Source organism: Streptomyces sp. NPDC029152, assembly GCF_055564355.1.
The window spans coordinates 471,868-484,026 of record NZ_JBVHWR010000004.1 but is presented as its reverse complement, the minus strand read 5'-3'; the positions used below and the strand labels follow the sequence as shown (position 1 = coordinate 484,026).

The following is a 12,159-nucleotide window of genomic DNA, read 5'->3' as shown; positions in this document are numbered from 1 at the left end:
ATCTCCGCCCCTCGGACACACCTATCCGTTTATCGGATTGGCAAAGAAGTGGTGTCGGCCCTGTTCTCAGGGAGTGCACAGCCGCGAGGATCCCCGTACTTGTCGACCCATGTACGGGGAGGGCCACTTGAGGAAGACCAGGCTGCACCGGAGAGCCGCGGCGTTCGGCTCGGCCGGAGCACTCGTCACCGCCACGCTGATAGCCGGCGCCGTCACGGCACCCGCGGCCAGCGCCAGCCCGGCCGCCGGCCGGGACCACGGGCAGGGCCAGGACCGCGAAGCCCGCGGCGCCGCCATCGCCGCGGCCCGCGCCGCGAAGGCCGGCATCGACTGGCAGGACTGCCCCGCCGACTGGAACCTGCCCAAGCCCATCCAGTGCGGCTACGTCACCGTGCCGCTCGACTACGCCAAGCCGTACGGCAAGCAGATCAAGCTCGCCGTCGACCGCATCGGCAACACCGGCACCGCGTCCGAGCGCCAGGGCGCGCTCGTCTACAACCCGGGCGGCCCCGGTGGCTCCGGCCTGCGCTTCCCGGCCCGCGTCACCGGCAAGAACGCGGTGTGGGCCGACACGGCCAAGGCCTACGACTTCGTGGGCTTCGACCCGCGCGGCGTCGGCAGGTCCGCGCCCATCTCCTGCGTCGACCCGCAGGAGTTCGTCAAGGCGCCCAAGATGGACCCGGTGCCCCGCTCCGAGGCCGACAAGCGCGCCCAGCGCAAGCTCGCCGCCGAGTACGCCGAGGGCTGCTTCGAGCGCAGCGGCGAGATGCTCCCGCACATGACCACGCCGAACACCGCGCGCGACCTGGACGTCATCCGCGCCGCCCTCGGCGAGAAGAAGCTCAACTTCCTCGGCGTCTCCTACGGCACCTACCTCGGCGCCGTCTACGGCACCCTCTTCCCGGACCACGTGCGCCGGATGGTCGTCGACAGCGTCGTCAACCCGTCGCGCGAGAAGATCTGGTACCAGGCCAACCTGGACCAGGACGTCGCCTTCGAGGGCCGCTGGAAGGACTGGCAGGACTGGGTCGCCAAGAACGACGCGACCTACCACCTCGGCGACACCCGCGCCGAGGTCCAGGAGCAGTGGCTCAAGCTGCGCGCCACCGCCGAGAAGGCGCCTCTCGGGGGCGTCGTCGGCCCGGCCGAGCTGATCTCCTTCTTCCAGAGCGCCCCGTACTACGACTCCGCGTGGGCCCCCACGGCGGCGGTCTTCAGCAAGTACGTGGCCGGCGACACCCAGGCCCTCGTCGACGCCGCCGCCCCGGACCTGTCCGACACCGTGGGCAACGCGTCCTCGGAGAACGGCAACGCCGTCTACACGGCGGTCGAGTGCGCGGACGCCAAGTGGCCCACCAACTGGCGCACCTGGGACCGCGACAACACCCGGCTGCACCGCGACCACCCGTTCATGACCTGGGCCAACGCGTGGATGAACCTGCCGTGCGCCACCTGGCCGGTCAAGCAGCAGACCCCGCTGAACGTGAAGACCGGCAAGGGACTTCCGCCCGTGCTGATCGTCCAGTCCGAGCGTGACGCGGCCACCCCGTACGAGGGCGCCGTCGAACTGCACCAGCGGTTCAAGGGCTCCCGCCTGATCACCGAGCGGGACGCCGGCTCCCACGGCGTCACCGGTCTGGTCAACCCGTGCGTCAACGAGCGGGTGGACGCCTACCTGCTCACCGGCAAGCTGGACGCCCGGGACGTGACCTGCGCCCCGCACGCCACGCCCAAGCCGTAGTCACCGCGGGGAGAGCCCGAGGGGGCGGCCGGTCCGACCGGTCGCCCCCTTCCCGTCTCCTCAGCCGGGCCGCGCGGCCAGCCAGGCGTCCTCCGCCGCGTAGTCGAAGAGTTCGCCGTAGTTCTGCGCCGTCTTCGGGAACGCCTCCCGCCAGTCCCGTCCGGCGAGGCGCTCCTCGAGGAAGGCGACCGTGTCGGGCAGGGTCTCGGCGTACCGGGCCACCGGGCGGTACCCCAACTGCCGCCCGGCCGCCGTCATGTCGCACACCACCGGCGCCGGAACCGACCACGGGGTGTCACCGACCCCGGGCGCGGGCGGCGGCCCGTCCACCAGCACGTCCTCGGCCCGCACGCCCATGGCCGCGTCGATCGCCGCCGCGATCTCCGCCACCGTCGGCGCGTCCGGATCGACCGCGTTGAGCACGCGGGTCCCCGGCCGCGGGGCGGCCAGCCGGACCAACTCGGCGATGTTGTGCACGCTCGCCGGGTGGAAGCGGCTCGCACCGCCGTACGCGAGCACGCGCCGGCGCCTGCCGTCCAGGTTGCGCTTGACGAAGTACAGCTCCCGCGGGGTCCGGCAGTGCGGCCCGTGGACCGCCCCCGCGCGCAGCACCGTGACCGGCAGCCGGTCGCCCGCGGCCAGCAGTTCGCGCTCCAGCGCCGCCTTGCGGGTGCTGTACGAGGTGTCGCCCGGCCGGACGGTGCGCTGCTCCTCGGTGAGCGGTACCGGGTACTCCGGGAAGCCGCCGGGCTCGGACTGCGTGTCGAAGTTCCGGCCCTTCGCGTCCTCGTAGACCGAGACGCTGGAGATCACCACCGCCGAGCCGACCCGCCCGGCGAGGGAGACCAGCTGCCGGGCGTGCCCGGCGCCGAAGGCCACCATGTCCACCAGGACGTCGCAGCCGTCGCCGACCGCCGCGGACAGCGCCGCGTCGTCCTCCCGGTCGGCACGCACCACCCGTACCTCCCCGGGCCAGTCCGCGTCGCGGCCGCCGCCGCGCGAGACGGCCGTCACCTCCCAGCCGTCGCGGGCCAGCGCCCCCACGGCCACCCGTCCGATCTGCCCCGTCGCCCCGATCACCACAGCTCGTGTCATACGGGGACCGTAGGCGCTCCGGCGCCCGCCGGGCACGCCCTTCTGCCGACGGCAGAGGCACTCCCTACCGGTGCGGCAGCCGGGGGAACCTGCGGTCCTTCGCCGTCCGCTCCGCCTCCTCGGCCTTGACGTCCGCCGCGTACCGGTCGACGTACTCCTGCTCGGACAGCGCCAGGACGGCATACATGATCTCGTCGGTGACGGCGCGCAGCACGGCCTTCTCGCCTTCCATCCCGGCGTAGCGGGAGAAGTCCAGCGGCTCGCCGAAACGGATCACCACGGGGTGCGCCTTCGGGATCTTCCGGCCGGGCGGCTGGGCCTCGAAGGTGCCGATCATCGCGCACGGCACGACCGGCACCCCGGCCCTGAGCGCCATCACCGCGACGCCGACCTTGCCCTTGTAGAGCCGGCCGTCGTGCGAGCGCGTGCCCTCCGGGTAGATGCCGAGCAGCTCGCCCCTGCCCAGCACGCCGAGCCCTTCGCGGATCGCGGCCTGCCCCGCCTCCTTGCCGGAGCGGTCCACCGGGATCTGTCCCGCGCTGCGGAAGAAGAAGGCGGTCAGCCGGCCCTTGAGGCCGGGGCCGGTGAAGTACTCGGCCTTGGCGAGGAAGGTGATACGGCGCCGGAGCACGGCGGGCATCAGGAAGTGGTCGGAGAACGACAGGTGGTTCCCGGCGATGATGGCCGCACCCGAGTCCGGCACGTGGTCCAGCCCCTCGATCCGGGGGCGGAAGACCAGCCGCAGCAGCGGGCCGAGCAGTACGTACTTGAGCACGTAGTAGAACATGGTTCGCCCTCTCACCCGGATGGTCGCTCCCCCCATGCTGAGCCACCTGACGGCCCATCACCAGACGTTCCGGGCGTGGTGGTGCGGGGCGGTCCCGGGGCGTGTCCGGAAACGCCCGAAGTGTGTGGGGGATTCTCCTCGTTGATCTGTCGCCCTCGAGCAATCTTTCCCTGAGAAAGTTCGGTCTTTGTCCTTGACGTGTTGAAAGTGGGCGCTCTAGCGTCCAACCGACTCACTCCGCACGGGTTTTCACCTGTTTCACCTGCAGCGGCCGGCCGGGGAGCAAACCCCGGTGCCTCGCGGCCGTCGACCAGCTCAAAGGAGTTGTGAGTGCGCAACAGACGGATCGTCACCCTGATAGGGGCAGCGGCACTGGCCGGGACCGCCGGGCTCCTGACCGTCCCCACCGTCCAGGCCGCCCCGTCGGACCCGGCGCCGCCGGCCGCGTCGGCCTTCCAGAAGGTCACCCTCAACGACCGTCCGGGCGAGCCCATGGCACTCGCCGTCCTGCCCGACCGGCGGGTGCTGCACACCGCGCGCACGGGCGAGGTGCGCATCAACGACCCCGAGAGCGGTGTGAACTTCCTCGCCGCCGACATGAAGAAGAGCCCCGCCGGCCTCTACCAGCACGACGAGGAGGGCGTGCAGGGCATCGCGGTCGACCCCGACTTCAGCAAGAACAAGTGGGTCTACCTCTACTACTCGCCCCGCCTGGACACCCCCATGGACGACCCGGCCACCCCGGGCGTGAACGAAGGCGACGCGCCGGAGTACGGCACGGCCGCGGACTTCGCCGAGTACAAGGGCGTCACGCGACTGTCGCGGTTCAAACTCGAGGGCAACAAGCTGGACTTCGCCACCGAGCAGAAGATCCTCGACGTCCCGGCCGACCGCGGCATCTGCTGCCACGTCGGCGGCAAGATCGACTTCGACGGCAAGGGCAACCTGTTCCTGTCGACCGGCGACGACTCCAACCCGTTCGCCTCCGACGGCTACGCCCCGCTCGACGACCGCCCCGACCGCAACCCGGCCTACGACGCGCGGCGCACCGCGGGCAACACCGACGACCTGCGCGGCAAGGTCCTGCGCATCAAGGTCAAGAAGGACGGCCGGTACACGATCCCGGGCGGAAACCTCTTCAAGCCCGGCACGCCGAAGACCCGCCCCGAGATCTACGCCATGGGTCTGCGCAACCCGTTCCGTTTCGCCGTGGACGACAGAACCGGCGAGGTCTACGTCGGCGACTACTCACCCGACGCCAACAAGGCGAACCCCGACCGCGGCCCCGCCGGTCACGGCCGCTGGACGGTCATCGACCGCCCCGCCAACTACGGCTGGCCCTTCTGCGTGACCCGGGACATGCCGTACCAGGACTACGACTTCGCCACCAAGAAGTCGAGCGGGGCGTTCGACTGCGCCAAGCCGGTCAACGACTCGCGCCACAACACCGGCCTGAGCAAGCTGCCGCCGGTCACGGACGCGGCGATCGTCTACGGCTACGAGGCCTCCGCGCAGTTCCCCGAGCTCGGCACGGGCGGCATCGCCCCCATGGGCGGCCCGGCGTACCGCTACGACAAGCGGAACAAGGCCGAGAACCGCTGGCCCGCGTACTTCGACGGCAAGCCGCTCTTCTACGAGTGGACCCGTGACCAGATGCTCGCCCTCACCCTGGACCGGAAGAACCAGGTCACCAAGATCGAGAACGCGCTCCCCTCGATCACCACGGACGGCCCGATCGACGCCGAGTTCGGCCCGGACGGCGCGCTGTACGTCCTCGAGTACGGCACCGGGTACTTCGCGGAGCTGCCCGAGGCCCAGCTGGCCCGCATCGACTTCACGCGGGGCAACCGCACCCCGGAGCCCAAGGTCACCGCGGACGTGGTCAACGGGACCAACCCGCTGACCGTCCAGTTCTCCAGCGCCGGCACGAAGGACGCCGACGGTGACGCCCTCAGCTACGCCTGGGACTTCGACGCCGACGGCACCGTGGACTCCACGGAGGCGAACCCGAAGCACACGTTCACCGAGAACGCCGTCTTCGACGCCACGCTGAAGGTCACCGACAGCACCGGCCGCTCGGCCGCCGCCTCGGTCCCGGTCGTCGTCGGCAACAAGGCGCCGGTCGTCTCCCTCACGACCGACCCCGCGCCGCACGGCGGCACGCCGTTCCACTGGGGCGACACGGTCACCTGGAAGGTCACCGTCACCGACGATCAGCCGGTGGACTGCTCGAAGGTCAGCGTCTCGTTCATCCTGGGCCACGACACGCACGGCCACCCGCTCTCCTCGAGCACCGGCTGCTCCGGGTCGTTCAAGACGTTCGTGGACGGCGGTCACGCCGGCGCGGACAACCTGAAGGCGGTCTTCAACGCCACCTACAGGGACACTCCCCCGGAGGGCCTGCCGTCCCTCTCGGGCAGCGCCGAGGTCGCGCTGACGCCGGCCGGCTGACCGGCGGCGAGGACGCGTAGGCGCGGACACGGAGGCGGGGCGCCACCCCCAGGGGTGGCGCCCCGCCGAGTTCGCCGGTCGCTCAGAACCTCGGCGACGGCGCCTGCGCCTCCACGATCTCCGCGGCCTCCTCCTCGGTCTGCACCGAGGGCGGGGACCCGGCGAGCGGCTGCTGGGCCGTCTCCTTCATGCAGGCCACCGCCACCACACCGACCAGGGCCGCGGCCATCGAGTAGTAGGCGGGCATCATCTCGGAGCCGGTCACGCTGATCAGGGCGGTGATGACCAGCGGCGTGGTCCCGCCGAACAGCGACGTCGACAGGTTGTAGCCGACCGAGAGGGACCCGTACCGGACGTTGGTGGGGAACATCGCCGGGAGCGCCGCCGACATCGTGCCGAGCAGACAGACCAGGGACAGGCCGAGCATCAGCATGCCGCCCGAGACGGCGAGCAGACTGCCCTCCTGCACCAGCGCGAAGGACGGGGCGGACAGGACGAAGAAGCCGACCATGCCGGTCATCAGCACGGGCTTGCGGCCGAACCGGTCCGAGAGGCGGCCCACCTGGTTGATGACCAGCATCAGCAGCACCATCGTGGCCACCAGGATCAGCAGACCGTGGCTCTCGCTGTAGTCCAGTTCGTCCGACAGGTACGTCGGCATGTACGACAGCAGCATGTAGTCCGTGATGTTGTACGCGCCGACCAGCGCGATGCACAGCACCAGCGTGCGCCAGTGCGTGCGGAAGATCTTGGCGAGGTCGCCCCGGGCGGTGGTCTCCACCGCGTTCGCCGCCTCGGAGACGTGGACGCTGGAGTCCTCCAGCCTCAGGAACGCGGGCGTGTCGTCCAGCTTCAGCCGCAGGTAGATGCCGACGATGCCGAGGGGGGCGGCCAGCAGGAAGGGGATGCGCCAGCCCCAGGCGTCCATGGTGTCACCGCCGAGCCCCGCGGTGAGGGCGGTGACCAGACCAGCGGCGCCGGTGTAGCCGGCCAGTGTGCCCAGCTCCAGGAAGCTGCCGAAGAAGCCGCGCCGCTTGTCGGGCGCGTACTCGGCGATGAAGGTGGACGCACCGCCGTACTCGCCGCCGGTGGAGAAGCCCTGGAGCAGGCGGAAGAGGATCAGCAGGAGCGGCGACCAGAAGCCGATCGCGTCGTAGCTGGGGATGAGCCCGATGGCGGCGGTGCCGATCGCCATGAGGATCATCGTCAGCGCGAGCACCTTCTTGCGGCCGATCTTGTCGCCCATCGGGCCGAAGACCATGCCGCCGAGCGGACGCACCAGGAACGCCACGGCGAAGGTGGCGAACGAGGACAGCAGCTGCGCGGTGTCGCTCCCGGACGGGAAGAACACGCGGCCGATGGTGCCGGCCAGGTAGGCGTAGATGCCGAAGTCGAACCACTCCATGGCGTTGCCCAGCGAGGCCGCCTTCACGGCTCGCTTGACCGCCGCCTCGTCCGTGACGGTGATGTCCGACCGGCGGAGCCTGGGGTTCTGCCGACGCCTGATGGCCCGGAACAGCGCCGGGTGGCGGCGGATCGCCGCGGCGTCGGGCTCTGGGCCGTTCTCGTTGGGGGACGTGGCGGACTCCCTTTCCACGCGCAGACGCTCCGGCGGAGCGCTGCTCGGTCGTACGTTTCTCGGGTCGTACCGTTCCCCCGATGATGCTGGTTATGGCCGTGACGTCGGTCATGCGGCTGGGCCGATGAGGTGAGCGGCCGCGAGTGAGTACCCTTCGCACATGCGGATCGCCGTCTCCTCCGACATGGACGAACCCGTGGCCCGGCTCCTCGTCGAGGAACTGCGCGCACGGGGACACGAGGTACGGGCGCACGGCGCCCTGAGCCCCGGGGCCGACCCCCGGTGGGCGGTGTGCTCGGAGCGCGCGGCGCGCGACGTCGCCTCGGGCGGGGCCGACCAGGCGGTGGTGTGCTGCTGGACCGGCACGGGCGCGTCGATCGCCGCGAACAAGGTGCCGGGCGTGCGGGCGGCCCTGTGCACCGACGCGTACACGGCCGACGGGGCGCGCCGCTGGAACGACGCCAACGTGCTCGCCCTCAGCCTGCGGCTGACGTCGGCGCCGCTGCTGCGGGAGATCCTCGACGCCTGGTTCGCCGGCGAGGCGAGCGCGGACGCCGAGGACCTGGGGAACGTGGACCACGTGGAGCGGCTCGACCGGGGCCGGGCCGCTCCCTGAGGGCCGTCGTCAGGACGTCAGGACCTTCTCCAGCGTCGCGAGCGCGCCCTGGAGCTCCTCGCCGGTCACCGTCAGCGGCGGCGCCAGGCGGATCGTGGACCCGTGGGTGTCCTTGACCAGGATGCCCTCGCGCATCAGCCGCTCGCTGACCTCGCGGCCGGTGCCGAGCGCCGGGTCCACGTCGACGCCCGCCCACAGGCCCCGCGCGCGGAAACCGACGACGCCCCTGCCGACCAGCGCCTCGAGGCCCTTGCGCAGCACCACGCCCAGCTCGGCGGCCCGGCGCTGGAACGTGCCGGTCTCCAGCAGTTCCACCACCGCCGTGCCGACCGCGGCGGCCAGCGGGTTGCCGCCGAAGGTCGAACCGTGCTCGCCCGGGTGCAGCACGCCGAGCACCTCGCGGCGGCCGACCACCGCCGACACCGGCACGATGCCGCCGCCCAGCGCCTTGCCCAGCAGCACCACGTCCGGCACGACCGACTCGTGCTCGACCGCGAGGGTGTGCCCGGTACGGCCGAGACCCGACTGGATCTCGTCCGCGACGAACAGGCAGCCCGCCCGCCGGGTCAGCTCCCGCACCCCCGCCAGATAGCCCTCGTCCGGGATGTTGACCCCGGCCTCGCCCTGGATCGGCTCGATCAGCACGGCCGCCGTCGTCTCGTCGACGGCCGCCTCCATCGCCGCCAGGTCGTTGTACGGCACGATCCGGAAGCCGGGGGTGAAGGGACCGAAGCCGCCCCGGGCCGTCTCGTCCGTCGAGAAGCTCACGATCGTCGTCGTACGGCCGTGGAAGTTGTCCGCCGCGACCACGATCGTCGCCCGGTCCGCCGGGACGCCCTTCACGTCGTACGCCCACTTGCGGGCCACCTTGATGCCGCTCTCCACCGCCTCCGCGCCGGTGTTCATCGGCAGCACCATCTCCGTGTCGGTCAGCGCGGCCAGCCGCTCGGCGAACCCCGCGAGCCGGTCGTTGTGGAAGGCCCGCGAGGTCAGCGTCAGCCGGTCCAGCTGGCGGTGCGCGGCACCGATCAGCGCCGGGTGGCGGTGGCCGAAGTTGAGCGCCGAGTAGCCGGCCAGCATGTCCAGGTAGCGGCGGCCCTCCACGTCCTCGACCCAGGCGCCCTCCGCGCGGGCCACCACCACGGGCAGCGGATGGTAGTTGTGGGCGAGGACGGGCTCCTCCGCGCGGATGAGCTCCTCGGAACCGCGGGTACGGGCGGGTGCGGTCATGAACGGGCCTCCCGGATCTCCTGGGTGCAGCACTTGATGCCGCCACCGGCCTTGTGGAACTCGGACAGGTCGACGGGGACGGGGACGTGACCGAGGCCCGCGAGCCGGCCGGCGAGTTCCCCGGCCCCGGGCGAGATGAACACGTGCCGTCCGTCGGACACGGAGTTCAGCCCGAACGCCATGGCGTCCTCACGGGTGGCGAGCACCGCGTCCGGATAGAGCCGCTCCAGCACCTCACGGCTGCCGGGCGAGAAGGCCCCCGGGTAGTAGACGATGTTACCGTCGCCCCCCTCGTGGCCGTCGTCGAGGACGAACAGGGCCGTGTCCAGATGGTAGAAGTACGGGTCCACCAGCGTCAGCGACACCACGGGCCGCCCGAAGTACTCCTGGACCTCGCGGTGCGCCTCGGGGGTGGTGCGGAAACCGGTGCCGGCCAGGATCCAGCGGCCCACCGGCACGAGGTCGCCCTCGCCCTCGCAGACCGCCGCGGGCAGGTGGACGTCGAAGCCGGCACCCTTGAACCACGTCTCGTAGGGGACGGACTCGGGGCGGCGCTGCGGCGCGTGGAACAGCGAGCCGAAGACCCGGCCGTCCACCACGAGCGCCGCGTTGGCGGCGAAGACCATGTCGGGCAGCCCGGGGACCGGCGCCACGGTCTCCACGGTGTGCCCGTGGCGGCGGTAGGCGTCGATCAGCGTGCGCCACTGGGTGAGCGCACGGCCCACGTGGACGGGCGCCCCGGAACGCATCCACGGGTTGATCGCGTACTGCACGGCGAAGTGTCTGGGTTCGCAGACGAGGAAGCGCCGCCGGCGTGGCACACGGGAGTCGGACACAGAGGGGTTCCTCCGTTTCCTCACGGATGGTGACTGCGGGATGACTCCACGGTAGGAAGCGACCGGGACGGGCGACAAGCGACGAGAGCTGCGTGTCGACGCACGATCGCTGCGTACTCGGGCAGGTCAGCGCACGTCTGCTGCGCCCTGGGGCGCCGGATGGTTCGCCCCGGCCTCCGGGCTGTCCGGCAGCAGGTGCGACAGCACCATCACACTGATCGTCTTCCGGATGAACGGCTCCGCCCGGATCCGCTCCAGCACCTCCTCGAAGTGCTCCACGTCCCGCGCCCGCACGTGCAGCAGCGCGTCCGCCCCGCCGGTCACCGTCATCGCCGCCGTGACCTCCGGATAGCCCCGCACGACCTCGGCCAGCCGCCGCGGCGGGGCCGCCCCCTCGCAGTACACCTCCACGTACGCCTCGGTGCGCCAGCCCAGCGCGGACGGCCGCACCGTCGCCGTGAACCCGGTGATCACACCGGTCTCGCGCAGCCGGTCCACCCGGCGCTTGACCGCCGTCGCGGACAGCCCGATCCCCACGCCGATCTCCGCGAAGGACGTCCTGGCGTTCGCCATCAGGGCGGTGACGATCTTCCGGTCGAGCTCGTCGAAGGGCGAGGGCCTGCTGTTCATGCCCGCACTGTAGCCAGCCATGTCCAGGCGTCCCGATTCCACCTACACTCCACGTTCATGCTGCGCGCCCTCGCCATCGACGACGAACGCCCCTCGCTGGAGGAACTGCTCTACCTGCTGGGCGCCGATCCACGGATCGGCAGCGCGGAGGGCGCCGGCGACGCCACCGAGGCGCTGCGCCGCATCAACCGGGCCCTGGAGTCCGGGCCGCACGGCCCCGAGGCCATCGACGTCGTCTTCCTCGACATCCAGATGCCCGGCCTCGACGGACTGGACCTCGCCCGGCTGCTGACCGGCTTCGCCCGGCCGCCGCTGGTCGTGTTCGTCACCGCGCACGAGGACTTCGCCGTCCAGGCCTTCGACCTCGAGGCCGTCGACTACGTCCTCAAACCCGTCCGCACGGAACGGCTGGCCGAGGCGGTGCGCCGCGTCGTCGAACAGCGCGGCGCCGCCGCCACCGCCCCCCGCATACCCGTGCACGAACCGGACCCCGACCACATCCCCGTCGAACTCGGCGGCGTCACCCGCTTCGTGGCCGTCGACGACATCACCCACGTCGAGGCCCAGGGCGACTACGCCCGCCTGCACACCGACAGGGGCAGCCACCTCGTCCGCATCCCGCTGTCCACCCTGGAGGAGCGCTGGCGCGCCCGCGGCTTCGTCCGCATCCACCGCCGCCACCTGGTCGCCCTGCGCCACATCGGCGAGCTCCGCCTGGACGCCGGCACCGTGAGCGTCCTGGTCGGCGCCGAGGAACTCCAGGTCAGCCGGCGCCACGCCCGCGAACTGCGGGACCTGCTCATGCGGAGGCCGTGAGCCGTGCCCCAGGACCCCGCCGAACGCCGTGTCACCGTCACCGGCCCGCCCAGGCGCCCCCTCCGGGCCTCCGCCTACCACCGCCCGCGCACCGAGATCGACGAGCAGACCACCCTCGGCCACACCTACGTCCGCTCCCTGATGCGCAGCCAGCTGCGGGCCGGCCTCACCGCGTTCGCCGTGCTCGGGCTGCTCGTCGGCCCGCTGCCGCTGCTGTTCGCGGTGATGCCCGCCGCCCGCCGCCTGGAATGGGCCGTCCTCGGCTTCGGCCTGTACGCCCCGCTCGTCCTCCTCGCCCGCTGGTACGTGCGCCGCGCCGAACGCAACGAACGCGACTTCGTCCGCCTCGTCGAGGACCGGTGACGAGAAGAGCCGTGA

Annotated in this window: 11 protein-coding genes; 5 read left to right on the top strand and 6 right to left on the bottom strand. The window is 71.7% G+C overall.

Translation table 11 applies throughout. The features are described from left to right. The first annotated feature begins 127 nt into the window (after nt 1–127). Complete coding sequence (locus tag ACZ4V6_RS11650; protein WP_467825334.1) at nt 128–1,741, top strand: alpha/beta hydrolase; 1,614 nt, start codon at nt 128–130, stop codon at nt 1,739–1,741. 60 nt (nt 1,742–1,801) lie between these two features. Here the strand turns inward: ACZ4V6_RS11650 and ACZ4V6_RS11645 are convergent, their stop codons facing one another. Then, nucleotides 1,802–2,836, bottom strand: coding sequence for an NAD-dependent epimerase/dehydratase family protein (locus ACZ4V6_RS11645; RefSeq protein ID WP_467825332.1), 1,035 nt, complete (start codon nt 2,834–2,836; stop codon nt 1,802–1,804). A 64-nt stretch (nt 2,837–2,900) separates the two neighbouring features. Then, a complete protein-coding gene (locus tag ACZ4V6_RS11640) occupies nt 2,901–3,623 on the bottom strand; it encodes a lysophospholipid acyltransferase family protein (protein WP_467825640.1) in 723 nt (240 codons plus the stop codon). Nucleotides 3,624–3,953: 330 nt separating this feature from the next. On the opposite strand from ACZ4V6_RS11640, the gene ACZ4V6_RS11635 reads away from it, so the two are divergent. Beyond that, nucleotides 3,954–6,074, top strand: coding sequence for a PQQ-dependent sugar dehydrogenase (locus ACZ4V6_RS11635; RefSeq protein WP_467825329.1), 2,121 nt, complete (start codon nt 3,954–3,956; stop codon nt 6,072–6,074). Nucleotides 6,075–6,156: 82 nt separating this feature from the next. Here the strand turns inward: ACZ4V6_RS11635 and proP are convergent, their stop codons facing one another. Continuing rightward, complete coding sequence (gene proP / locus ACZ4V6_RS11630; protein WP_467825326.1) at nt 6,157–7,671, bottom strand: glycine betaine/L-proline transporter ProP; 1,515 nt, start codon at nt 7,669–7,671, stop codon at nt 6,157–6,159. Nucleotides 7,672–7,813: 142 nt separating this feature from the next. Here proP and ACZ4V6_RS11625 point away from each other — a divergent pair, with 142 nt between their 5' ends. Beyond that, nucleotides 7,814–8,269, top strand: a complete 456-nt coding sequence (locus ACZ4V6_RS11625) for an RpiB/LacA/LacB family sugar-phosphate isomerase (RefSeq protein WP_467825324.1) — start codon at nt 7,814–7,816, stop codon at nt 8,267–8,269. Nucleotides 8,270–8,278: 9 nt separating this feature from the next. Here the strand turns inward: ACZ4V6_RS11625 and rocD are convergent, their stop codons facing one another. The 3 genes from rocD to ACZ4V6_RS11610 form a co-directional block, all read right to left on the bottom strand. Further along, nucleotides 8,279–9,499 carry an ornithine--oxo-acid transaminase gene (rocD, locus tag ACZ4V6_RS11620; RefSeq protein WP_467825322.1) on the bottom strand — a complete coding sequence of 407 codons (1,221 nt, stop codon included), beginning with the start codon at nt 9,497–9,499 and terminating at the stop codon, nt 8,279–8,281. Then, on the bottom strand, nt 9,496–10,335 hold the full coding sequence (ddaH, locus tag ACZ4V6_RS11615; RefSeq protein WP_467825321.1) for a dimethylargininase: 840 nt from the start codon (nt 10,333–10,335) through the stop codon (nt 9,496–9,498). Before ddaH ends, rocD begins: the two co-directional genes overlap by 4 nt. A gap of 126 nt (nt 10,336–10,461) precedes the next feature. Next, on the bottom strand, nt 10,462–10,965 hold the full coding sequence (locus ACZ4V6_RS11610) for an Lrp/AsnC family transcriptional regulator (RefSeq protein WP_467825319.1): 504 nt from the start codon (nt 10,963–10,965) through the stop codon (nt 10,462–10,464). Nucleotides 10,966–11,022: 57 nt separating this feature from the next. On the opposite strand from ACZ4V6_RS11610, the gene ACZ4V6_RS11605 reads away from it, so the two are divergent. Together ACZ4V6_RS11605 and ACZ4V6_RS11600 are read left to right on the top strand one after the other, a co-directional pair. Continuing rightward, on the top strand, nt 11,023–11,781 hold the full coding sequence (locus ACZ4V6_RS11605) for a LytR/AlgR family response regulator transcription factor (RefSeq protein WP_467825316.1): 759 nt from the start codon (nt 11,023–11,025) through the stop codon (nt 11,779–11,781). A gap of 3 nt (nt 11,782–11,784) precedes the next feature. Beyond that, a complete protein-coding gene (locus ACZ4V6_RS11600) occupies nt 11,785–12,144 on the top strand; it encodes a hypothetical protein (RefSeq protein WP_467825313.1) in 360 nt (119 codons plus the stop codon). Nucleotides 12,145–12,159: the final 15 nt, after the last annotated feature.

Excerpts from the sequence above, each read along its gene's own strand:
- ACZ4V6_RS11610 (WP_467825319.1), bottom strand. The coding sequence starts at position 10,965 with ATGAACAGCAGGCCCTCGCCCTTCGACGAGCTCGACCGGAAGATCGTC.
- ACZ4V6_RS11605 (WP_467825316.1), top strand. The coding sequence starts at position 11,023 with ATGCTGCGCGCCCTCGCCATCGACGACGAACGCCCCTCGCTGGAGGAA.
- ACZ4V6_RS11645 (WP_467825332.1), bottom strand. The coding sequence starts at position 2,836 with ATGACACGAGCTGTGGTGATCGGGGCGACGGGGCAGATCGGACGGGTG.
- ACZ4V6_RS11625 (WP_467825324.1), top strand. The coding sequence starts at position 7,814 with ATGCGGATCGCCGTCTCCTCCGACATGGACGAACCCGTGGCCCGGCTC.
- rocD (WP_467825322.1), bottom strand. The coding sequence starts at position 9,499 with ATGACCGCACCCGCCCGTACCCGCGGTTCCGAGGAGCTCATCCGCGCG.
- ACZ4V6_RS11640 (WP_467825640.1), bottom strand. The coding sequence starts at position 3,623 with ATGTTCTACTACGTGCTCAAGTACGTACTGCTCGGCCCGCTGCTGCGG.